Source organism: Streptomyces misionensis (assembly GCF_900104815.1).
GTDB classification, from domain to species: domain Bacteria; phylum Actinomycetota; class Actinomycetes; order Streptomycetales; family Streptomycetaceae; genus Streptomyces; species Streptomyces misionensis.
Genome location: NZ_FNTD01000004.1, coordinates 3,726,855 through 3,747,385, shown reverse-complemented (window position 1 = coordinate 3,747,385; position 20,531 = coordinate 3,726,855). Strand labels below are relative to the sequence as shown.

21 protein-coding genes are annotated in these 20,531 nt (G+C 71.6%); 11 read left to right on the top strand and 10 right to left on the bottom strand.

What is annotated here, in order from left to right:
- Window positions 1-14: 14 nt before the first annotated feature.
- The 7 genes from BLW85_RS18585 to BLW85_RS18555 form a co-directional block, all read right to left on the bottom strand.
- A complete protein-coding gene (locus BLW85_RS18585) occupies window positions 15-1,049 on the bottom strand; it encodes an aldo/keto reductase (protein ID WP_070024092.1) in 1,035 nt (344 codons plus the stop codon).
- Entirely contained in the window at window positions 1,046-1,768 is a 723-nt protein-coding gene (locus BLW85_RS18580) for a thioesterase II family protein (RefSeq protein ID WP_070024090.1), read from the bottom strand. The genes BLW85_RS18585 and BLW85_RS18580 overlap by 4 nt, the downstream gene beginning before the upstream one ends.
- A gap of 29 nt (window positions 1,769-1,797) precedes the next feature.
- Window positions 1,798-3,207, bottom strand: coding sequence for a class I adenylate-forming enzyme family protein (locus tag BLW85_RS18575; RefSeq protein WP_074992636.1), 1,410 nt, complete (start codon window positions 3,205-3,207; stop codon window positions 1,798-1,800).
- A gap of 17 nt (window positions 3,208-3,224) precedes the next feature.
- The gene (locus tag BLW85_RS18570) at window positions 3,225-3,830 is read right to left on the bottom strand and encodes a hypothetical protein (protein ID WP_074992635.1); all 606 of its coding nucleotides are present in this window, start codon (window positions 3,828-3,830) and stop codon (window positions 3,225-3,227) included.
- Window positions 3,823-4,971, bottom strand: coding sequence for a beta-ketoacyl synthase N-terminal-like domain-containing protein (locus tag BLW85_RS18565; RefSeq protein WP_074992634.1), 1,149 nt, complete (start codon window positions 4,969-4,971; stop codon window positions 3,823-3,825). The genes BLW85_RS18570 and BLW85_RS18565 overlap by 8 nt, the downstream gene beginning before the upstream one ends.
- 50 nt (window positions 4,972-5,021) lie before the next feature.
- Window positions 5,022-5,282 carry an acyl carrier protein gene (locus BLW85_RS18560; protein ID WP_070024085.1) on the bottom strand — a complete coding sequence of 87 codons (261 nt, stop codon included), beginning with the start codon at window positions 5,280-5,282 and terminating at the stop codon, window positions 5,022-5,024.
- A gap of 86 nt (window positions 5,283-5,368) precedes the next feature.
- Complete coding sequence (locus tag BLW85_RS18555) at window positions 5,369-6,346, bottom strand: DMT family transporter (protein WP_070024084.1); 978 nt, start codon at window positions 6,344-6,346, stop codon at window positions 5,369-5,371.
- A 75-nt stretch (window positions 6,347-6,421) separates the two neighbouring features.
- On the opposite strand from BLW85_RS18555, the gene BLW85_RS18550 reads away from it, so the two are divergent.
- Window positions 6,422-7,327 carry a LysR family transcriptional regulator gene (locus tag BLW85_RS18550; RefSeq protein WP_074992633.1) on the top strand — a complete coding sequence of 302 codons (906 nt, stop codon included), beginning with the start codon at window positions 6,422-6,424 and terminating at the stop codon, window positions 7,325-7,327.
- Between the two features lie 191 nt (window positions 7,328-7,518).
- Window positions 7,519-8,880 carry a hypothetical protein gene (locus BLW85_RS18545; protein WP_074992632.1) on the top strand — a complete coding sequence of 454 codons (1,362 nt, stop codon included), beginning with the start codon at window positions 7,519-7,521 and terminating at the stop codon, window positions 8,878-8,880.
- Window positions 8,881-8,938: 58 nt separating this feature from the next.
- Here the strand turns inward: BLW85_RS18545 and BLW85_RS18540 are convergent, their stop codons facing one another.
- On the bottom strand, window positions 8,939-10,579 hold the full coding sequence (locus BLW85_RS18540) for an FAD-dependent oxidoreductase (protein ID WP_074992631.1): 1,641 nt from the start codon (window positions 10,577-10,579) through the stop codon (window positions 8,939-8,941).
- Between the two features lie 209 nt (window positions 10,580-10,788).
- On the opposite strand from BLW85_RS18540, the gene BLW85_RS18535 reads away from it, so the two are divergent.
- The 7 genes from BLW85_RS18535 (at window position 10,789) to BLW85_RS18505 (ending at window position 16,045) form a co-directional block, all read left to right on the top strand.
- A complete protein-coding gene (locus tag BLW85_RS18535) occupies window positions 10,789-11,874 on the top strand; it encodes a SchA/CurD-like domain-containing protein (protein ID WP_070024076.1) in 1,086 nt (361 codons plus the stop codon).
- Window positions 11,875-11,930: 56 nt separating this feature from the next.
- A complete protein-coding gene (locus BLW85_RS18530) occupies window positions 11,931-12,368 on the top strand; it encodes a cupin domain-containing protein (RefSeq protein ID WP_070024074.1) in 438 nt (145 codons plus the stop codon).
- A complete protein-coding gene (locus BLW85_RS18525; protein WP_070024072.1) occupies window positions 12,365-13,624 on the top strand; it encodes a beta-ketoacyl-[acyl-carrier-protein] synthase family protein in 1,260 nt (419 codons plus the stop codon). Before BLW85_RS18530 ends, BLW85_RS18525 begins: the two co-directional genes overlap by 4 nt.
- Before the next feature lie 7 nt (window positions 13,625-13,631).
- A complete protein-coding gene (locus tag BLW85_RS18520) occupies window positions 13,632-14,876 on the top strand; it encodes a ketosynthase chain-length factor (protein ID WP_070024070.1) in 1,245 nt (414 codons plus the stop codon).
- A gap of 67 nt (window positions 14,877-14,943) precedes the next feature.
- Window positions 14,944-15,198, top strand: a complete 255-nt coding sequence (locus tag BLW85_RS18515) for an acyl carrier protein (RefSeq protein WP_070024068.1) — start codon at window positions 14,944-14,946, stop codon at window positions 15,196-15,198.
- A gap of 1 nt (window position 15,199) precedes the next feature.
- Window positions 15,200-15,679 carry an SRPBCC family protein gene (locus BLW85_RS18510; RefSeq protein ID WP_074992630.1) on the top strand — a complete coding sequence of 160 codons (480 nt, stop codon included), beginning with the start codon at window positions 15,200-15,202 and terminating at the stop codon, window positions 15,677-15,679.
- A 42-nt stretch (window positions 15,680-15,721) separates the two neighbouring features.
- Window positions 15,722-16,045: a TcmI family type II polyketide cyclase gene (locus BLW85_RS18505; protein ID WP_070024064.1), complete on the top strand. Its 324-nt coding sequence runs from the start codon at window positions 15,722-15,724 to the stop codon at window positions 16,043-16,045.
- 81 nt (window positions 16,046-16,126) lie between these two features.
- On the opposite strand, the gene BLW85_RS18500 is transcribed toward BLW85_RS18505, so the two are convergent.
- Window positions 16,127-17,122, bottom strand: a complete 996-nt coding sequence (locus BLW85_RS18500; RefSeq protein ID WP_107409320.1) for a methyltransferase — start codon at window positions 17,120-17,122, stop codon at window positions 16,127-16,129.
- Between the two features lie 128 nt (window positions 17,123-17,250).
- Window positions 17,251-18,348: a right-handed parallel beta-helix repeat-containing protein gene (locus tag BLW85_RS18495; protein ID WP_074992628.1), complete on the bottom strand. Its 1,098-nt coding sequence runs from the start codon at window positions 18,346-18,348 to the stop codon at window positions 17,251-17,253.
- An 87-nt stretch (window positions 18,349-18,435) separates the two neighbouring features.
- Here BLW85_RS18495 and BLW85_RS18490 point away from each other — a divergent pair, with 87 nt between their 5' ends.
- Together BLW85_RS18490 and BLW85_RS18485 are read left to right on the top strand one after the other, a co-directional pair.
- Window positions 18,436-19,101 carry a rhomboid-like protein gene (locus BLW85_RS18490; RefSeq protein WP_177329887.1) on the top strand — a complete coding sequence of 222 codons (666 nt, stop codon included), beginning with the start codon at window positions 18,436-18,438 and terminating at the stop codon, window positions 19,099-19,101.
- 10 nt (window positions 19,102-19,111) lie between these two features.
- Entirely contained in the window at window positions 19,112-20,518 is a 1,407-nt protein-coding gene (locus BLW85_RS18485; protein WP_208624858.1) for an NAD(P)/FAD-dependent oxidoreductase, read from the top strand.
- Window positions 20,519-20,531 lie beyond the last annotated feature (13 nt).

Genomic DNA, 20,531 nt, shown 5'->3' with positions numbered 1-20,531 from the left:
TCCTCCTCTCGTCCTCAGTGCCCGCGTCGCCGCAGCGAAGCGTCGGCGAGTTCCGGTGGGCTCCAGCCGCCGTCCTCCGGGTTGAGGGTGCGACCCGGCGGGACGATCTCGTCGATCCGGTCGAGGACGTCCCGGGGGAGCCGTACGTCGGCCGCTCCCAGCTGACTCTCCAGTTGTTCCATCGTGCGGGGCCCGACGATCGCCGAGGTCACGCCGGGATGCTCCATGACGAAGGCGAGGGCGAGATGGATCAGGCTGAGGCCCGACTCCTCGGCCAGCACGGCCAGTTGCTCCACCGCGTCGAGCTTGCGCTGGTTCGCCTCGGTCGACATGTCGTACCGCTTGCCCCAGCGGCCGGCCCGCCCGGTCCGGGCGATCTCCTGACCCTTGCGGTAGCGCCCGGTGAGCCAGCCGCCGGCCAGCGGGCTCCACGTGGCCGTACCGATGCCGTACTTGAGGCAGGTGGGCAGCACGTCCGTCTCGATCTCGCGGGCGAGCAGCGAGTACGGGGGCTGTTCGCAGACGAAGCGTTCCCGGTGGCGGCGTTCGGCGGTCCACTGGGCCTCGACGATCTGGTGGGCGGGGAACGTCGAACTGCCGAAGTAGCGGATCTTCCCGGCCCGTACGAGATCCGTGAGCGCGCCGAGGGTCTCGTCGATGTCCGTGTGCGGGTCGGGCCGGTGCACCTGGTAGAGGTCGATCCACTCGGTGCCCAGGCGGCGCAGGCTGTTGTCCACCGCCTGGTGAATCCAACGACGGGAGTTACCACGCGAGTTGGGGTCGACGCCCATCGGGGAGTGCACCTTGGTCGCCAGGATCACGCGGTCCCTGCGGCCGGACATCGACAGGGCCTTGCCGACGATCTCCTCGGACTCGCCGCGGGAGTAGGAGTCGGCCGTGTCGATGTAGTTGATGCCCGCTTCGAGCGCACGGTGGATGATGCGGACGGAGTCGTCGGCGCTCTTGTTGCCCCAGGAGCCGAACATCAGGGTGCCCAGGCAGAGGCTGCTGACGCGGATGCCGGTGGTGCCCAGGTGGCGGTACTTCATGCGGTGACCGCCTCCTGTGCCGTCCAGCCGGCCACCCGGGACGCGACGTGGTCGGGCCAGTCGTAGAGGAAGTAGTGGCCGCCGGTGAGGTGTTCGACCTCGACCGGGCCCGTGGTGTACGCCGACCAGCCGAGCAGCCGGTCGGGGTGCGTCATCTCGTCCTCGCGGCCCGCCAGGACGTGCACGGGTACGTCGACGACGGGCGGCGGGTCGGTCGGGGTGTAGGCGTGCACCATGGCCTGGTCGTTGCGGATGATGTGCAGGAAGCCGTCGGCCATGGCGCGGCTGAGTCCCTTGGGGACTCCGCCCACGGAGCGCAGTTCCGCGAAGAGTTCGTCGTCGGGCAGCTTGGCCACCCGCTTGCCCCACTCGGTCTGCAGGTGCGGGGGGTTGCGGCCGGACACGATCAGGGTGTGCGGGGTGGGCAGGCCGGCGCGTTCGAGGTGGTGGACCATCTCGTAGGCGATCAGGGCGCCCATGCAGTGGCCGAGCAGGAAGAACCGGTCCGTGTCGAGCCGGTCGAGGAGCAGTCCGGCCAGGTCGGCGGCGGCCTGCGGCACCTGGGTGGCGAAGTCCTCCGAGCGGCGGGTGCCGCGCCCGGCGGGTTCGAGGGGGACCACGTCGATGTGGTCGGGGAACGTGCGCTGCCAGGGCCGGAAGACTCCGGCGGAGCCTCCGGCGTGGGGCACGCAGAACAGCTGGGTGCGGGGTGCGGTCACGGTGTCGCTCCTTTGCCTGCTGGTCCGGTTCACTTGTGCTGGACGGTCGCCGAGACGGGAACGACCGTGATCTCGGCGGGGCGTTCGCTGCGCAGCAGCAGCGGTCGCAGCGCCTCGTGGACCATGTCGTCGGTGACCAGGACCGGTTCGGAGGCGTGGACTTCGAGGTCGATGCGTGTCTCGCCGTCCGCGTCCCGGCTGACCCGGGGAATCGCGCGGGCGACACCGGGGATGGTCTGCGCGGCCTGCCGGACGGTGAAGAGGGAGACCTTCTCGCCGCGGACCACCACGAAGTCGGAGAGCCGGCCCTCGTAGTACAGATAGCCGTCGTCATCGCGCCGGAACAGGTCGCCGGTGGCGACCAGGCCGGGTTCCAGGAGCGGTTGGCGCGCGGCGGGGCCGACCTTGCGCAGCAGCGCCGTGTCGGTGGCCACCAGGAGTTCCCCGACGCCGTCCGGCCCGGGTTCGCGGATCGTGGCGCCGACCCCGGCGAGCGGCAGGCCCACCGACGCGTGGCGGTGCGCGGGTTCGGCGTGGGCGGCCAGCGTGGCCACCCGGGGGCCGGCCTCGGTGAGGCCGTAGGTGACGTACAGCTCGCCCGTGGGGTTGAGCGAGAGAAGACCGGCGACGTGCACCGGGTCCATCCGGTCGCCGCCGACCGCGAGCGACCGCAGCGGGGACGGCAGCCGCTCCCCCGTCTCCACCAGCTGGCGGGCGATGGTGGGGGTGATGGAGGACGAGGTCACGCCGTGCCGGACGACGGCCGAACGGTAGCCGGCCGGGTTGAACGGCGGTCCGGAGATGACGAGCCCGGCCCCGGTCACCAGGGCGGTCAGGGCCTGGGCGACGATCGCGTACGAGTAGTAGAGCGGCAGCGTGATCAGCAGCCGGTCGTCGGCCCGCGTGCCCACCGCGGCAGCGTGCCGGCGCGCGTTGCGCAGGAGCGAGTCGACCCGGTGCAGACAGGCGCTGAACATGCCCGAGGTGCCCGAGGTGAGCATCAGCGCGTGGCCCGGTGCGTACGCTCCCTGCGGCCCGCCGGCCGGCAGGAGTACGGCCTGTTGCTCGCCGACCTGGTGCACCCGGTCGGCGCCGTAGCGGGCCGGGTCGACGCGTGCGGCGACGAGTGCCCCGGCGCGCAGATGCCCGGCCAGTGCGTTGACGCGGGCGGACGGGGTCGAGGGGGCGACGGAGATCGGGACGCAGCCGCCGAGGAGGACGGCGAAGTACTGCTTGAGCAGGTGGGTGCCGTTGGCGAGGGCGATGACGACGGGGGTTCCCTCGCGCAGACCGAGGCGCGCGAAGTCGGCCGCGACGGTGTCGAAGTCGGGGCCGTCGGGCGCGTCGCCGGGCCGGCCAAGGTCGAGGGTACGGGCGAGCAGCGAGACGACATCGTCCCGGCTGATGCCCAGGTCCACGGCGAGAGGTCGGGTGAGCATGGGAGAGGACACCTCGTTCAGCTGGTCGCGGCGACGGTCGCGGGGACCGGTGCCGCGAGGCGGGCGAGCGCGGACTCCGCGTGCGGCTCGGGAGCGCGGACGGACTGCAGTACGGCGCACCGGACGGCGTGGGTGTCACCGTCCTGCCGGTGGGTGCCGAGCAGGACGTAGCGGGCGCTGCCCCGGCCGAACCAGCCGGCGGCCACGTCCAGGGCCGTGGGCAGGGCCGCGGCCGGCGGCATGGAGAGGGTGAGTGTCGGACCGCGGAACCCCTGCCGGATGCAGGCGAGTCCGGCGAGCGAGCCCGGGTTGGCGCCGGCGAACTTCAGCGGCGACAGCCTTCCCCGGGGCGTGGCCCGGGCGATCTGGCGCATGGTGTCGAGCGTGCACACCTCGCTGATCGCGATCACGCCGACCAGGTCGCCGATCTCGGACAGGTCGCCGATCTCCGTCAGACCGGGGCGGCAGTCCCGTGCGGCGGCCTCGGCGGCCTCGGCCATCAGCCACGCCAAGGGATCGGCGAACAAGGACGACCCGTTGCGGGAGTGGCGCTCCGGCGCGTCGGTGACGATCTCCGCGTACCCGACGGAGGCCAGGTCGGCCGGCGTACGGGAATCAGTCATCGTCGCCTCCCGGCACGGAGAACAGCAGCGCGGTGTTGAAGCCGCCGAAGCCCAGCGTCAGGCTGAGCCCCGGGCCCGGCGGCACCGGACTCGGCCTGCCGACCGGCAGCGGCAGCGGGAAGTCCTCCATCGGGGTCTCCAGGCCCTGGACGGCGGGTACTTCGCGATCGGAGAGGGCCTTGATCAGGGTGATGGCCTCGATGGTCCCGCAGGCGCCGAGGCTGTGGCCCAGCGCGCCCTTGGTGCCGTAGACGACGGGGCCGTGCGGGCCGGTGCCGAACAGCGCCCGCAGGCTGGTGGACTCCACGGCGTCGTTGACGGGGGTGCCGGTGCCGTGCGCGCTCACCACGGCGATGTCGTCGGTGCTCAGGCCGCTGCCGGTCAGGGCCCGTTCCACGGCCAGGCAGACGCTGCGGCCGCTGGGATCGGGGGCGGTCATGCCGGCGGCGTCGTTCGCGGAGCCCGCGCCGCGCAGTACGGCGTGCACCCGTGCGGACCGGTGGCGGGCGTGCGCCGCGGACTCGAGGACGAGGACGCCGGCGCCCTCGCCGAGGACCATGCCGTTGTGCCTGGTGTCGAACGCGCGCAGGGCCTCGGTGCTCATCGTGCCGAGCAGGGAGTGGCCCAGCCGCTTGGCGGCGGTGACGACGTCGACACCGACACAGACGCAGACCTCGCGGCGCCCCGAGCGGATCAGCTCGGCGCCCATCAGGACGGCGTCGGACCCGGCGGAACAGGCGGTCGTCACACACAGCGGCGCGCCGGGGAAGCCGATCCGGTCGGCCGTGCGGCGGGCCCAGTCGTAGAGGGAGGGGACGTCGGGATCGTCGAGGTTTCCCGCGTAACTCGTCCCGAGGATCAACTCGGTGTCCGGGCCGTCCGGTGGAATTCCGGCGTCGGCCAGTGCCGCCTGCGCGGCACGTACGGCGAGTTCCTGCTGTCGGAGGTGGGGTTCAGCGGATACCGAAACGGTCGGCACCATGGCTGTCAGCGGACTTCGAACCGGAATCGCGGAAGGCGTGTCGGTAATTCCCGACTTTCCTTCAAGCAGCTTTTTCCATACGTCGTCCACGGAATTCCCGAGAGGTGTCTCCCAGCCGATTCCGGTGACGTACAGCTCCGGCGTGGCGGTGTCGGCCACATCGCTCCATTCGTGTCTCACGCGCCGTTCGGCGCTGTCCGAGGCATCGGTCAAGCGGTGGCTGCTGCTGCCTTCAGGCTTTCTACCAGCGAGGTCAGGGACGCGACGCTGGCGAAGTGCTCCGGGGTGAAGTCGTCGTCGGAGATGGCGATGTCGAAGGCCTCCTCGAGCTGGACGCGCAGTTCGACGAAGCCGAGGGAGTCCACTCCCAGCACGTCCCGCAGACTGTCCTGCTCGCCTATCTGCTCGACCGGGACCTCTACGTAGATGTCCGAGACGAGTATCTTCTTGATGGTGCCGGATGCAGACACAGTGGTTTTCCTTTCAGGCTTTCCGAAGTGATATTCAACCTACGGTTCGGGTATTTCATGAGAGTTTCCAAAACGCTTGAGGATGATTACTTCGAGGGAGTCTTGCGCTGCGAGAGCGCGGCACCGGCGAGGATCACCACGGCCCCCACGGGCTGGTGCCAGTTCAGCGTCTCGCCCAGCACGATGACGCCGGCGACGGTGGAGATGATGGGGACGAGGTACGTCACCATGGACGCGACGGTGGCGCCCGCGTCCCGCACCAGCCCGTACTGGATCAGGAAGGCGATGCCCGTGCCGACGGTGCCGAGGGTGAGCAGGGACAGCGACTGGGCGAGCGGGAACGCGTGCGGGAACGACGTCAGGAACGGTGTGACCAGGGCCAGTTCGACCGCGCCGGCGGTCAACTGGGCCGCGGACAGTGACACGCTGGAGTGCCCGGAGTCCGTGAGGAAACGGCGGACGTACACCCAGCCGGCGCCCATGCTCAGCGCGGCCGTCAGTGCCAGGCCCGCGCCCAGCGGGTCGCCGACGTCGGCGCCGTTCCAGATGCCGAAGACCACGAGCACACCGAGGAAACCGATGGCCATGCCGGCCAGCCGGTTCCGGTTGGGCCGCTCGCTCGGCAGCGCCGTCATCGCCACGAGCAGGGTGAACAGCGGAGTCGTGGCGTTGCAGATGCCGGCGAGCGCGGAGGTGATGCGCTGCTCCGAGTAGGCGAAGAGCGTGAACGGCAGGGCGTTCAGCAGGAAGCCGGCGACGGCGAGGTGCAGCCACAGCGCCGGCCGGCGGGGCAGGGTGTCCCGCTTGACCACCAGCACGACCAGCAACGCGACTGCCCCGAACGCGACCCGGCCCAGGGCGACCTGAAGCGGCGCGAACGCCTCGCCGCTGACCTTGACGAAGAGGAAGCTGAGACCCCAGACCAGGGCCAGTAGCAGGAAGCGGATGCGCCAGTCGAGGCCGGGGCGCTGATCGGGAGAAGGTGCACTCGGGAACGGGGCGGCACCCCCGCTGTCGGTCGCGTTGCCGGTCGCGCTCTCGGTCGCGGAGGAGACTGATTCCATGACCACCACTCTGGGATCGAGGGAAGCCCACGACAAGCGAGGTTTTGTGAGTTCTGTTTGTAGCAGGCATTCACCATGCTGAACCTGGAACGACTCCGCAGTTTGCAGGCCGTGGCCGCCCACGGCTCGGTCAGCGGGGCGGCCGCGGTGCTGCACCTGACGCCCTCGGCCGTCTCCCAGCACCTTCGCAAGCTCGAACAGGAGACCGGCCACCAACTGGTCACCCGCACCGGCCGCGGCGTGGAACTCACGCCCACCGCACTGCTTTTGGCGGAGCGCGCCCGGCACATCCTGGCCCTGGTCGACGAGACCGAGGCCGAACTCCAGTCGCACAACGACCATCCCGTGGGCCGGCTGACCCTGGGCGCCTTCCCCACCGCGGCGCGCGGCGTGGTGCCGCGGGCCCTGCGGCTCCTCGCCGAGCGCGCGCCCCAACTGGAGGTACGCGTACGGGAGGTGGACCACGACTCCCCGCTGCCGCAGGTGGAGCGAGGTGAACTGGACGTCGCCATCGCCCAGGACTGGGAACACATGCCGATCTCCTGGCCGGGGAAGCTGAGAAGGCGCCTGCTCATGGTGGACACGGCAAGGGTGGCGCTGCCCGCGGACCACGCCCTGACCGACCGTCCCGCCGTACGCATCGGCGAACTCCTCGACGCGTCCTGGATCAGCCGGCCCCAGCGCTCGACCTGCCACGAATGGCTCATGCACACCATGCGTGAGCAGGGCGCCGAACCCCGCATCGTCCACGTGGTGGCCGAACACCCCACCCAGCTCGCCCTGGTCGCCGCCGGCGTGGGCCTCGCGATGGTCCCCGGCCTGGGCCTGGGCCACCTCCCGCCGGACGTGGTGGCCCTGCCGGTCGAACCCGTCCTCAGCCGCAGGATCTACGCGGTGTGGCGGCCGGAGGCCGCGGTGCGTCCGGCGGTACGGGTCGTGATCGAGGCGTTGACGGAGATCGGGAGAGAACTGACGGCTTGAGGGACCGGGGGGCTGACGGGCGGCGCGCCCGTCAGCCCAGCTGCGCATCTGCTCGACGGTGTTCGCCCACCGCCCCGGGCAAGCCCGATAATTGACGCGTCCCCCTCAGGCAACTCCCCTACGATCCCTCCGTCGCCCGGAGGCCGACGTCCACGGGGGCGCCGGGTCCTGGCGTTTGAGGAGTGGAAGCCATGCGAAGACACCGGGGCGCACGCACGCGCGTCGTCCTCGCTTCTGCGGGAGCGCTGGGACTGGCGCTGGCGCTGGCATCGCCGGCGATGGCGGCGAGCGCGACGCCTGCGACGCCCACTGGGCTCCTGAACGGTGACAAGGTGTGCGCGACCGACGCCGACGCACCCGCTTATCTCGCCGAAGGTCTGCAAGGTCTCTCCATCGGCGCCGTGCCGGGAGACACCGACCCGGCCGACAACAGCCAGTTGTCCCTGAACTACCGTCTGTGGCCGGTGTCCGATCCGTCGCGGACCAGCACGTTGTCCCGACCTGCCGTCATCGGGTCCGAGGCGGGGGTCAACGTGCCGACCGACGATCTCGCCGACGGGCAGACCTACGCCTGGCAGGCACAGACGGTGGTCGGGAACGACGCCTCCGACTGGTCCGCCCCGTGCTACGTCACCATCGACGACACCCATCCGCCGACGCCGGTGGTCTCCTCCTCGAACTACCCGGAGGGTCGGCTCGACCAGGGTGGCGAGCCGGTGCGCTTCACCTTCGACGCCAACGGTGCCGACGACGTGGAGGGCTTCGAGTTCGGCTGGCAGCAGGACCTTCCGGTGCCGGCGTCCGGCAGCGACCCTTACCACGACGATCCGGCCGACTTCGTGCGGGCCGACGGCGGCACGGCCACGGTGACCCTGGTCCCGCCGGCCGGCGCGGGACCGATGACGCTCTACGTCTCCGCCCGGGACCGGGCCGGCAACCCGTCGATGAAGACGGCGGAGTACTTCTTCATGGTCGCTTCGACGGCGCCGACGATCACCCCGGCCACGGCCTCCCCCGAGTTCGGCAAGAAGGACGTCCTCACGCTCGCGCCCGATCCCGCCCTCCAGTCGGCGAGCCCGGTCGTCAGTTACTCCGTGACGACCTTCGGCGGCCGGCACGACGGGACGACGACCGTCGACGCGGCGGCGGACGGCATCGCCCACATGCCGTTCACCTTCGACGGCGTCAGCGGTGAGCGCGTCGAGGTGAGCAGCAAGAGCGCCGACGGCTGGGTCAGCAACGCGGCCTCGTGGTACGCGTGGGCCGACACCACGCCCACCGTGCGTTCGGACGACTTTCCCGAGAACGGCGCGGGCGGCGGGGCCGGTGATACCGGCACCTTCACGTTCGAGCCCAAGGTGAAGGACATCGTGAGCTACACGTACTCCTTCGACTGGGGCGGAACCGAGCAGACCGTGGACGCGGAAGCGGACGGTACGGCCACGATCGACTGGACCCCGCCCGACAGCGGCTCCTACGCCGTGAACGTCTACGCGACGACCGCCGACGGGATCCAGCTGGCCACCTACACCTATTTCTTCGACGTGAACTGACTCCCCGGAACGGCGCGGGGACCGCCCATCGGGTCGCCCCGCGCCGTTTCCACGCTGGTCAGCCCGTGCGCAGGACCGTCTTCAGGGCCTCCCTCAGGGCCGTCTCCGGGTCGGGGACCGCGGCGTCCGCGCGCCAGGCGACGAAGCCGTCCGGGCGGACCAGGACGGCGCCGTCGGCGGTGACGCCGTGCAGGGCGGCCCAGTCGGCGCCCTCGGTGTCGTACATCAGGTCGGCGTCGGCGCCCGGGCCGATGCGATAGGCGTCCAGGCGGACGCCGTCCGTGGCGGCGATGCGCCGGGCGGCGTCGTACCAGCCCGCGTCGTCGGGGGCGTCGGTGAGCAGCACCATGGAGCGCTCGTAGAGGTCGAGGGTGGACAGCCGCCGGGCGGCCTGGCGCAGCCACAGGTGCGGGGCGCGGGTGCCGGGGCGGCCGGTGAGGGCGACGTTGTCGGGGATGACCGGCGCCGCGGGGTCGGTGCCGAGGGCGGCGCCCTGCGGGTAGTGGTAGCCGAGGACGACGTTGAGGATGCCGCCGCGCTTGGCGCCGCCGACGCCGGGGGCGGGGGCGAAGCCGGGGTGGCTGTGCTCGACGGAGCGTGCGGAGGCGCGGGCGCTGGTGGCGACGGCGACCGGGCGGCGCTCCGAGCCGTAGGTGTCGAGGAGGGCGGGGGAGGCCCAGCCGTCGAGGACGGCGGCGAGCTTCCAGGCGAGGTTGTGGGCGTCCTGGATGCCGGTGTTGGAGCCGAAGGCGCCGGTGGGGGACATCTCGTGGGCGGAGTCGCCGGCGAGGAAGACCCGGCCGGACGAGTAGGAGTCGGCGACCCGTTCGGCGGCACGCCAGGAGGCCATCCCGGTGATTCTCACGTCCAGGCCGGGCACGCCGACGGCGGCGGCGATGTGCCGCTGGAGCCGCTCCTCGGTGAACTCCTCCAGCGTTTCGCCGAGTTCGGGGTGCCAGGGGGCGTGGAAGACCCAGCGCTCCTTGTTGTCGACGGGGAGCAGGGCGCCGTCGGCGTCCGGGTGGGTGAGGTAGCAGCAGATGAAGCGGCGGTCGCCGACGACGTCGGCCAGCCGGGTGGATTCGAAGGTGACGCTGACGTTGGCGAACAGGTCGCCGGGGCCGCTCCGGCCGATGCCGAGGGCGTGGCGGACGGGGCTGCGGGGGCCGTCCGCGGCGACGAGGTAGTCCGCCCGGACGGTGTAGCGCTCGTCGGTGGAGCGGTCGCGGACGACGGCGGTCACCCCGTCGGCGTCCTGTTCGAAGGACTCCATCTCGTGGTGGTAGCGCAGGTCGCCGCCGAGTTCGCGGGCGCTGTCCACCAGCACCGGTTCGAGGTCGTTCTGGCTGCACAGGCACCAGGCGGTGGGGCTGAACTTCTTCAGGCCGCCGCCGGGGTCGATCTCCCGGAACAGCCACTCCCCGGCGTCGCCGACGAGGGTCGGGGTCTGCAGGATGCCGTGGTTGTCGGCGAGCAGGGAGGCCGCCGCCTTGATGTCCGGCTCGATGCCGGCCACCCGGAACAGCTCCATCGTCCGGACGTTGTTGCCCCGTCCGCGGGGGTGGTGGGAGGTCCCGGCGTGCCGCTCGACGAGCAGATGGCGTACGCCGAGGCGGCCCAGGAACAGGGATGTGGACAGGCCCACCAGAGAGCCGCCCACGATGAGGACGGGGACCCGGTGGTCGGCTGGGTGATGCATCGAGGCCTCCAGAGCAGGGGTGCGTACGAGCGCCTGTCACTTTCATGCCCGCTATCCACATGATTGGGGCCATTTGCGCCCTGGATCACCCACGTGGTTCCTACGAGTCGCGGGCTCACGGACAGCGGCACAGGATCAAGAAGCGCTGACGTCGCGTCACGGCGGTGACCGGCGCACCCGAGAACCCCCGCCAAGGAGATGTCCGCACCATGACCACCACCTCTGAACGTCTGTCAGAAGCGCCGGCACGGGACGTGTCGCGTGTCTCCCAGTCCGTGTTCGACGGCTCGCGGCTCCGGGTCGTGCTGCTGGTCGACGTCTACGAAGGCGCGCAGCAGCAGTTCCTGGAGGCGTACGAGCAGCTCTGCAACCAGGTTGCGTCCGTGCCCGGGCATGTCAGCGACCAACTCTGCCAGTCCATCGAGAATCCATCCCAATGGCTCATCACCAGCGAGTGGGAGAGTGCCCCGCCGTTCCTCACCTGGGTGAACAGCGAGGAGCACGTGCGGATGGTGGAGCCGCTGCACTCCTGCGTGCGCAACACCCGTTCGCTGCGCTTCCACATCGTCCGCGAGACGGGCCGGGCGTACGCGGGCGACGCGCCCGCCCGGGGCCGGCTGCAGAGCGAGGTGCGCATCGGTGACGGGGTGATCCGGCACGCGCTGACCTTCACGGTGAAGCCCGGCACCGAGGACAAGGTCGCCCGGCTGCTCGCCGACTACGCCGCACCGGAGCCGCGGGTGGACGACTCCACGCGGCTGCTGCGCACCTCGCTGTTCATGCACGGCAACCGGGTGGTGCGCGCCATCGAGGTGCGCGGCGACCTGATGGCCGCCCTGCGCCACGTGGCGCGCTCGCCCGAGGTGCGGGCCGTGGAGGAGGCCATCAACCCCTATCTGGAGCAGGACCGGGACCTGGACGACCAGGAGTCGGCGCGGCTGTTCTTCACCCGGGCGGCGCTGCCCGCCGTCCACCACGTGATGGCGGACGACCGGCCCGAGGGCACCCGCCGGGCCCTGTACTACCCGGCCCGGCCGGGGTGCGGGATGAAGCTCGCGGAGCTGCTGGCCAAGGCGGACTCGGCGGACGCGGACGACCCGGCGAGCCGGGTGCTGCGCAGCACGCTCTTCGAGCGCGAGGACGTCGTGGTGCGGCTGGTGGACCTCGCCGACGAGGGCGCGGACGTGGACCCGCTGCCCGGGGACGGCGCCCTGGCCGCCGCGCTGCGCGACCTGCTGGCCGGTGAGGCCGCCCCGATGGAGCTGGTCACCGACCGCCGTTCGCCCGCCGTCTGACCTCCCGGCCACCCCACGAGCCCCCAGAAGCCCGATCACACCACCGGAGGACTGTCGTGATCCAACCCCGTCCGAGAATCGTGGACCTCAGCGAGGTCGAGCCCAACACGCGGCGCGGCGGTGATCTGCGCGCCATGCTCACCCCGGCCACGGTCGGCTCCACCAGCGGCTTCATGGGCGTGGCCATCGTGCAGCCCGGCGACCGCATCGGTGAGCACTACCACCCCTACTCCGAGGAGTTCGTCTACGTCGTCTGCGGCCAGCTGGAGGTCGACCTGGACGGCGAGCCGCACGTGCTGCGCCCCGAGCAGGGGCTGATGATCCCCATCGGCATGCGGCACCGGTTCCGCAACGTCGGCAAGGTGGAGGCGCGGATCGTCTTCCACCTGGGTCCGCTGGCGCCGCGCCCGCAGCTCGGGCACGTCGACACCGAGGAGACGCCGGCGGCCGAACCGGCGGGCGCGGGTGCCGACGGGGGAGGGGTCCGGTCATGAACCGGCGCGTGGCGGTCACCGGCATAGGCATCGTCGCCCCGGGCGGCATCGGTGTACCCGCGTTCTGGGATCTGCTCGCGGGCGGCCGGACCGCGACGCGGGGCATCACCTTCTTCGACCCCTCCCAGCTGCGCTCGCGGATCGCGGCCGAGTGCGACTTCGATCCGACGGCGCACGGTCTGGACGCCGAGCAGGTGGAGCGGTCGGACCGGTACATCCAGTTCGCCCTGGTCGCGGGCGAGGAGGCGGTCCGCGACTCGGGGCTGGACCTCCGGCGGGAGGACCCGTGGCGGGTCGCGGTGTCGGTGGGCACCGCGGTCGGCGGCACCACCCGGCTGGAGAACGACTACGTGCTGGTCAGCCATGGCGGCGAGCGCTGGGACGTGGACCCCGAGCGGGCCCGGCCGCAGCTGCACCGGGCCTTCACCCCGGCGACGGCGGCCTCCGCGGTGGCGGAACGTTTCGGCGCCCAGGGTCCGGTGCAGACCGTCTCCACCGGCTGCACCTCGGGCCTGGACGCCGTCGGCTACGCCTTCCACACCGTCCAGGAGGGCCGGGCCGACATCTGCATAGCCGGTGCGTCGGACTCGCCCATATCCCCGATCACCATGGCGTGCTTCGACGCGATCAAGGCCACCTCGCCGAACAACGACGACCCCGCGCACGCCTCCAGGCCCTTCGACAACAACCGTGACGGCTTCGTCATGGGCGAGGGCGGCGCGGTGCTCGTCCTGGAGGAACTGGAGCACGCCCGGGCCCGCGGCGCGCACGTCTACTGCGAGCTGGGCGGCTACGCCACCTTCGGCAACGCCTACCACATGACCGGTCTGACCAAGGAGGGCCTGGAGATGGCGCGGGCCATCTCCACCGCCCTCGACCAGGCCCGGCTCGACCCCACGGCGATCGACTACGTCAACGCGCACGGCTCCGGCACCCGGCAGAACGACCGCCACGAGACGGCGGCGGTCAAGCGGGCGCTCGGGCAGCACGCCTACGACACCCCGATGAGCTCCATCAAGTCCATGGTGGGCCACTCGCTCGGGGCGATCGGCGCCATCGAACTGGTCGCCTGCGTGCTGGCGCTGGCCAAGCAGGCCGTGCCGCCGACCGCGAACTACGAGACCCCCGACCCCGAGTGCGACCTCGACTACGTGCCGCGTATCGCCCGCGAACGGAAGCTGACCAGCGTGCTCTCCGTGGGCAGCGGGTTCGGCGGTTTCCAGTCCGCGGTGATCCTGACCCGGCCGAGGGAGTGAGGACACGATGAGCGAACCCCAGGACCGGCGCGCGGCCGTCACCGGCATCGGCGTGGTCGCGCCCAACGGCATCAGCACCGACACCTTCTGGAAGGCCACCCACGAGGGCCTGAGCGTCCTGGACCGGGTGACCCGCGAGGGCTGCGAGCACCTGCCGCTGAAGGTGGCCGGCGAGGTCCGCGCCTTCGAGGCGGCGGACACCATCGAGGAGCGTTTCCTCGTCCAGACCGACCGGTTCACCCACTACGCCATGGCGGCGGCCGACTTCGCGCTCGGCGACGCCCGGCTCGGCCCGGCCGACACCGCCGAGTCGCCGTACTCGATCGGTGTGGTGACCGCCGCCGGGTCCGGCGGCGGCGAGTTCGGCCAGCGCGAACTGCAGCGGCTGTGGGGCAAGGGCAGCCGGTTCGTGGGGCCGTACCAGTCCATCGCCTGGTTCTACGCCGCGAGCACCGGCCAGGTCTCCATCCGCCGCGGCTTCAAGGGCCCCTGCTCGGTCGTCGCCTCCGACGAGGCCGGCGGTCTGGACGCCCTCGCGCACGCGGCCCGGGCGGTGCGGCGGGGCACCGACGCGATCGTGGCCGGGTCCACCGAGGCGCCGCTCGCGCCGTACTCGGTGGTCTGCCAGCTCGGGTACGAGGAGCTGAGCCGGGAGAGCGACCCGGCCCGCGCCTACCGGCCGTTCACCGAGGCGGCGTGCGGGTTCGTGCCCGCCGAGGGCGGCGCGATGCTCGTGGTGGAGGCCGCCGCTGCGGCCCGGGAGCGCGGCGCCGACATCCGGGCCTTCGTGGCCGGGCACGGGGCCACCTTCACCGGCGCCGCCCGCTGGGCGGAGTCCCGCGCGGGCCTCGCCCAGGCCATCCGGCAGGCGCTGGCCGAGGCGGAGTGCGCGCCCGAGGAGGTCGACGTGGTCTTCGCCGACGCCCTCGGGGTGCCGGCGGCGGACCGGGCGGAGGCGCTGGCGATCGCCGACGCCCTCGGCGCGCACGGCACGCGGGTGCCGGTCACCGCGCCGAAGACCGGCACCGGCCGGGGCTACTGCGCGGCCCCGGTGCTGGACACCGCCGCGGCCGTGCTCGCGATGGAGCACGGACTGATCCCGCCGACCCCGAACGTGCACGACGTCTGCCACGACCTCGACCTCGTCACCGGCCGCGCCCGCGCCGCCGAGCCCCGCACGGCGCTGGTCCTCAGCCGCGGGCTCATGGGGTCGAACTCGGCGCTGGTGCTGCGGCACCCCGCCGCCCGGTGAACAACGCGGTCCACCGGGTGGCGGCCACGGCAACGGCGCAGGGAGCACAGCAAAGGAGAAGAACGACATGTCCAAGATCACCGTCGAAGAACTCGCAGCGCTCATGAAGAAGGCGGCCGGCGTCACCGTCAGCCCCGAGCAGCTCCACGACAAGCCGGACACCGGCTTCGACGCCCTCGGCGTCGACTCGCTGGGCCTGCTCGGCATCGTCGGTGAGCTGGAGAACGAGCACGGCACCCCGATGCCGGTGGACGCCGAGCGCTGCAAGACCCCCCAGCAGTTCCTCAACCTCGTCAACAACACGCTGATGGCAGGAGCCTGACATGGCAGGACACACCCAGAACGAGATCACCATCGCGGCCCCGCTCGACCTGGTCTGGGACATGACCAACGATCTGGAGCGCTGGCCCCAGCTGTTCAGCGAGTACGCCGCGGTCGAGGTGCTCAAGCGGGAGGGCGAGAAGACCACCTTCCGGCTCACCATGCACCCGGACGAGAACGGCACCGTCTGGAGCTGGGTCTCCGAGCGCGAGCCCGACCGCGCCACCCGCACCGTCAAGGCCCGCCGGGTGGAGACCGGTCCGTTCGCCCACATGGACATCCACTGGGCCTACGAGGAGGTCCCGGCCGGCACCCGCATGGTGTGGACGCAGGACTTCGCGATGAAGCCCGAGGCGCCGGTCGACGACGAGTGGATGACCGACAACATCAACAAGAACTCCAAGGTCCAGATGGCCCTGATCCGCGACAAGATCGAGAAGGCCGCCGCCGGGCACCGGCCCGCCCCGGCGCTCGCCGACTGAGCCACGAGGAGGACCGAAGGCAACGAGGAGAGGACGAACACCGTGCACCAGGCCCTGATCGTCGCCCGGATGGCCCCGGGTTCCGCCCCCGACATCGCCAAGATCTTCGAGGAGTCCGACCGCGGGGAGCTGCCCCGCCTCGTGGGCGTCACCCGGCGCAGCCTCTTCCAGTTCGGCGATGTGTACATGCACCTCATCGAGTCCGAGCGCGAACCGGGCCCGGCCATCGCCAAGGTCACCGAACACCCCGAGTTCAGGGACGTCAGCGAGCGGCTGACGGCGTACGTCAGCGCGTACGACCCGGAGACCTGGCGGTCTCCCAAGGACGCGATGGCGCACCGCTTCTACGTCTGGGAGCGCCCCTGAGCGCGACTGTCCACCGGACGGCCGTCGGCCGCCGGGCCCGCGGCGAAGCGGGCCCGGCGGCCGACGGCCCGGGTGTGTCCGTCACCCCTGCACGTGGCATTCGAAGGCGTGCAGGTACGGGTTGACGTTCCGGATGGTGTCCACGGTGAGAGAGGCCGCGGTGAGCCGGCGCACCATGCTGTCGGTGGTGTGCTTGGCCCCGCCGACGTTGAGGAGCAGCAGCAGGTCCATCGCGGTGCTGAACCGCATCGACGGGGTGTCGTCGACCAGGTTCTCGATGACCACGACCCGGGTCCCGGGGCCGCCCGCCTGGACGACGTTGTGCAGCAGCCGGGCCGTGCTCTCGTCGTCCCACTCCAGGATGTTCTTGATGATGTAGACGTCCGCGCGGACCGGGATCGCCTCCCGGACGTCGCCCGGCACGATCTGCGCGCGGTCGGCGAGGTCGCCGCCCTCGCGCAGCCTCGGCAGCGCGTTCTCCACCACCCGGGGCAGGTCCAGCAGACTGCCGTGCATCCGCGGGTACTTGTCCAGCAGGCAGGCCACCACGTGCCCCTGGCCGCCGCCGAGGTCGGCGACGGAGTCGGCGCCGGACAGGTCGAGCAGGGCCGCAACCTCGCGCGCCGACTGCTCGCTGGAGCGGGTCATGGCCCGGTTGAAGACGTCCGCGGACTCGGGGGCGTCCTCGTTGAGGTAGGTGAAGAACTCCTTGCCGTACAGGCCCTCCACCACGTTGCGGCCGGTGCGCACCGCCTCGTCCAGCTTGGGCCACGCGGCCCAGGTCCACGGCTCGGTGCACCACAGCGCGATGGCGCGCAGGCTGTTCGGGTCGTCCTCGCGCAGCAGCCGGGACATCTCGGTGTGCGCGAAGGTGCCGTCGGGCCGCTCGGTGAAGACGCCGTAGCAGGTCAGGGCGCGCAGCATGCGGCGCAGCGGCTTGGGTTCGGCGCGCACCGCGGCCGCGAGGGCCTCGGCGGACATCGGGGTGTCCCCGAGCGCGTCGGGCACGCCCAGCCGGGCGGCGGCGCGGACCGCGGCGGACAGGGCCGCCCCGAACACGAGCTCGCGCAGCCGCATCGGCGGGGGCGGGGCGGTGGGGGCCTGGGGGGTGGTCTGGTTCGGCGGTGCCGTCTCGGCGGTGGTCATCTGCCGGCTTCCTTCGTTCTTCGGTCTGCGTCGGTCCAGCAGGGGCAGTGGTCGGGCGGTCAGCACAGGCCCGAGGGCTTGGAGGCGCGGCAGGCGTTGTGCTGGAAGGTGTTGCCCTTGCCCTTGGTCTCGGTGTTGACGAGGTCGGCGGGTGCGTTGCCGTCCAGCGCGTTGTCGCTGATGCGGTTGTCGTCGTTGGTGACGCCGACGAAGCTCTTGAAGAGCACGATGCCGCCGGACAGCGGGGACTTGCCCGTGTTGCCGACGACCCGGTTGCCGTCCACCACGGTCTTCTCGGTGCCGGTCAGCACGATGCCGGAGCCCTGGATCGCGGGCAGCCGGTCGGTCTTCGGGCAGGACTTGTTGTTCCTGCTCACGTTGTTGTACGCGACCTCCAGGGCACCGGCCTTGGGCCTGTTCTCGTCGCCGACGACGAACACGCCGGCGCAGTTGCCGGTGATGTAGTTCTCGGCGACCGCGAGGTTGCGCAGGCGGCGCACGGTGACGCCGATCCGGTTGTTCTCCAGCCGGTTGCGCTCGACCACCGTGCGCCGGGTGTCGAGGGCGCCGGCCTCCTCGGTGATGGTGTTGGCGAGGAAGACGCCCGCGTCGCCGTTGCCCTGGGCGTAGTTGCCGAAGATGTGGCCGCGCACGGAGCGCTCCTGGGCGATGCCCCACACCGCGTTCTTCACGGCCTGTACGCCGCGCACGGTCATGCCGTCGGTCGCCATGCCGAACACCCCGGCGCGGGCGAAGCCGGTCACCCGCAGATCCGCGACGGTGACGCCCTCGACGTTCTTCTTCTTGGTGCCGATCACGCAGATGCCGTTGCCGCCCTCGGCGCAGCTCTTGGTCGCCTTGGTGTTCGCGTGCGGCGCCTTGCCCGCGACCGTCTTCACGGCCGGCTCGATCACCGTGCGGCCGCCCAGGCCGCGCAGGGTGACCTGGGGCGTGTTGATCGTGACGCTCTCCTTGTAGGTACCGGGGAGCACCAGCACGGTGTCACCGGGCTGCGCGCGGTTCACCGCCTGCTGGATCGATTCGCCCTGGCGGACCACCAGGGTCTGGTGGGCGGCCGCCGCGGGGGCGGCGCCGAGTCCCGCGCCGATCAGTGCTGCGACGGCGCTCGCGGCATAAGCGATGTGACATCTCTTCATATCGGGTACGTTATGACCCAATAATCCTTACTTGTACGGATAGGCCATCCGGCGGCGTGTCAGCGGAAGGGGCCGCATACTGGCGACGTGAGCCGGGTCAAGCCCTTGCGCCGTGGACTCGGGGCGGTCGCGCGGTACGTCCGCGGCGCCCCGGGCACCTACGTCTGGCTGGCCGTCCTGTTCGTCACGACCGTCGCGGTGCACCACATGTCGCCGGGGTTCGAGCAGCACTTCCTGCGCCGCAGGTCGACCAACATCCACGAGCTGTCGCGCACCCCGCTGCGGGTGCTGGTCACCAGCGCGATGTGGATCGACGGCGGGCGGTGGCTGCCGTACGCCGTGCTGTACACGGTCTTCCACGCGCCGGCCGAGCGGTGGCTCGGCACCGCCCGCTGGCTCGCGGTGTGCGCCTGTGCGCACGTGCTGGCGTCCCTGGTCAGCGAGGGCCTGCTGCTGAAGGCGATCAAGGACGGCATCGCGCCGCACTCGGCGGTCAACACCCTGGACATCGGCGTCAGTTACGCGCTGGCCGGTGTCGTCGCCGTCCTCACCTACCGGATCGCCCGGCCCTGGCGCTACGGCTACCTCGCGGTCGTCCTCGCCGTCTTCACCCTTCCGCTGGCCGGCTCGCCCACCTTCACCGACGTCGGGCATTTCCTGGCGATGCTGATCGGCCTGGCCTGCTACCCGCTCACCACGGGCCGCGCGAAAGCACGGAATCCGAAGGAGACACCGACCACTCCCACGGGTTAGGTTCCCGGCCATGAGCAGCTCGGCGAGCAGTGTCGTGAACGGTGGCATCTCCTTCTGGTACGCGGACGACGGCCTCCCCGCGGTACGGGAACCGCTGTCCGGGGACGCCACGGCCGACGTGGTGATCGTCGGCGGCGGATACACCGGTCTGTGGACCGCCTACTACCTGAAGAAGGCCGCGCCCTTCCTGCGGATCACCGTCCTGGAGCAGAAGTTCTGCGGTTACGGCGCCTCGGGCCGCAACGGCGGCTGGCTGTACAACGGCGTCGCGGGCCGCGACCGGTACGCCAGGCTGCACGGGCGGGAGGCCGCGGTACGGCTCCAGAAGGCGATGAACGACACCGTGGACGAGGTGATCGCGGTCGCCGAGGCGGAGGGCATCGACGCGGACCTGCACAAGGGCGGCGTCCTGGAGGTGGCCACCACCCCCGCCCAGCTGGCCCGGCTGAAGGCGTTCCACGAGCACGAGCTGTCGTACGGCGAGAAGGACCGCGAGCTGTACGGCGCCCGGGAGACGGCCGAGCGGATCCGGATCGCGGACGCCGTCGGCTCCACCTGGACCCCGCACGGCGCCCGGCTGCACCCGGTGAAGCTGGTGAAGGGGCTGGCGGCGGCGGTGGCCGCGCTCGGGGTGACGATCCACGAGTCGACCCCGGTGACGGAGATCCGCCCCAAGCACGCCGTCACTCCCTACGGCACCGTCCGCGCGCCCTACGTCCTGCGCTGCACCGAGGGCTTCACCGCCTCCCTCAAGGGCCAGAAGCGGACCTGGCTGCCGATGAACTCCTCGATGATCGCCACCGAGCCGCTGAGCGAGGAGCAGTGGGCGGCGATCGGCTGGGACGGCCGGGAGACGCTGGGCGACATGGCACACGCCTACATGTACGCGCAGCGCACCGCCGACGGCCGGATCGCGCTCGGCGGGCGCGGGGTGCCGTACCGCTTCGGCTCCCGCACGGACAACGACGGCCGCACCCAGCGGGCGACCGTGGAGGCGCTGCGGGACGTCCTGGTGCGCTTCTTCCCGTCCCTGGCCGGTGTCGCGGTCACCCACGCCTGGTCCGGCGTCCTCGGCGTGCCCCGCGACTGGTGCGCCACGGTCACCCTGGACCGCTCCACCGGCCTCGGCTGGGCGGGCGGCTACGTCGGCTCCGGCGTCGCCACCACCAACCTCGCCGCCCGCACCCTGCGCGACCTGGTCCAGCAGGACTCCGGGCAGGGCGGCCGCACCGAACTGACCGACCTGCCCTGGGTCGGCCACAAGGTCCGCAAGTGGGAACCCGAACCCTTCCGCTGGCTCGGCGTCCACGGCATGTACGCCACCTACCACACGGCCGACCACCGCGAGCGCCTCCACCCCGCCGGCGACTCCTCCCGCCTGGCCAGGGCCGCGGACTGGGTGGCGGGGCGCCACTGAGGGGGCCCGGACG

Bases quoted from the DNA above. Each gene is read 5' to 3' on its own strand.
- BLW85_RS18585 (WP_070024092.1), bottom strand. From the start codon at position 1,049: ATGAAGTACCGCCACCTGGGCACCACCGGCATCCGCGTCAGCAGCCTC.
- BLW85_RS18575 (WP_074992636.1), bottom strand. From the start codon at position 3,207: ATGCTCACCCGACCTCTCGCCGTGGACCTGGGCATCAGCCGGGACGAT.
- BLW85_RS18570 (WP_074992635.1), bottom strand. From the start codon at position 3,830: ATGACTGATTCCCGTACGCCGGCCGACCTGGCCTCCGTCGGGTACGCG.
- BLW85_RS18555 (WP_070024084.1), bottom strand. From the start codon at position 6,346: ATGGAATCAGTCTCCTCCGCGACCGAGAGCGCGACCGGCAACGCGACC.
- BLW85_RS18550 (WP_074992633.1), top strand. From the start codon at position 6,422: ATGCTGAACCTGGAACGACTCCGCAGTTTGCAGGCCGTGGCCGCCCAC.
- BLW85_RS18545 (WP_074992632.1), top strand. From the start codon at position 7,519: ATGCGAAGACACCGGGGCGCACGCACGCGCGTCGTCCTCGCTTCTGCG.
- BLW85_RS18540 (WP_074992631.1), bottom strand. From the start codon at position 10,579: ATGCATCACCCAGCCGACCACCGGGTCCCCGTCCTCATCGTGGGCGGC.
- BLW85_RS18535 (WP_070024076.1), top strand. From the start codon at position 10,789: ATGACCACCACCTCTGAACGTCTGTCAGAAGCGCCGGCACGGGACGTG.
- BLW85_RS18525 (WP_070024072.1), top strand. From the start codon at position 12,365: ATGAACCGGCGCGTGGCGGTCACCGGCATAGGCATCGTCGCCCCGGGC.
- BLW85_RS18520 (WP_070024070.1), top strand. From the start codon at position 13,632: ATGAGCGAACCCCAGGACCGGCGCGCGGCCGTCACCGGCATCGGCGTG.
- BLW85_RS18515 (WP_070024068.1), top strand. From the start codon at position 14,944: ATGTCCAAGATCACCGTCGAAGAACTCGCAGCGCTCATGAAGAAGGCG.
- BLW85_RS18510 (WP_074992630.1), top strand. From the start codon at position 15,200: ATGGCAGGACACACCCAGAACGAGATCACCATCGCGGCCCCGCTCGAC.
- BLW85_RS18500 (WP_107409320.1), bottom strand. From the start codon at position 17,122: ATGCGGCTGCGCGAGCTCGTGTTCGGGGCGGCCCTGTCCGCCGCGGTC.
- BLW85_RS18495 (WP_074992628.1), bottom strand. From the start codon at position 18,348: ATGAAGAGATGTCACATCGCTTATGCCGCGAGCGCCGTCGCAGCACTG.
- BLW85_RS18485 (WP_208624858.1), top strand. From the start codon at position 19,112: ATGAGCAGCTCGGCGAGCAGTGTCGTGAACGGTGGCATCTCCTTCTGG.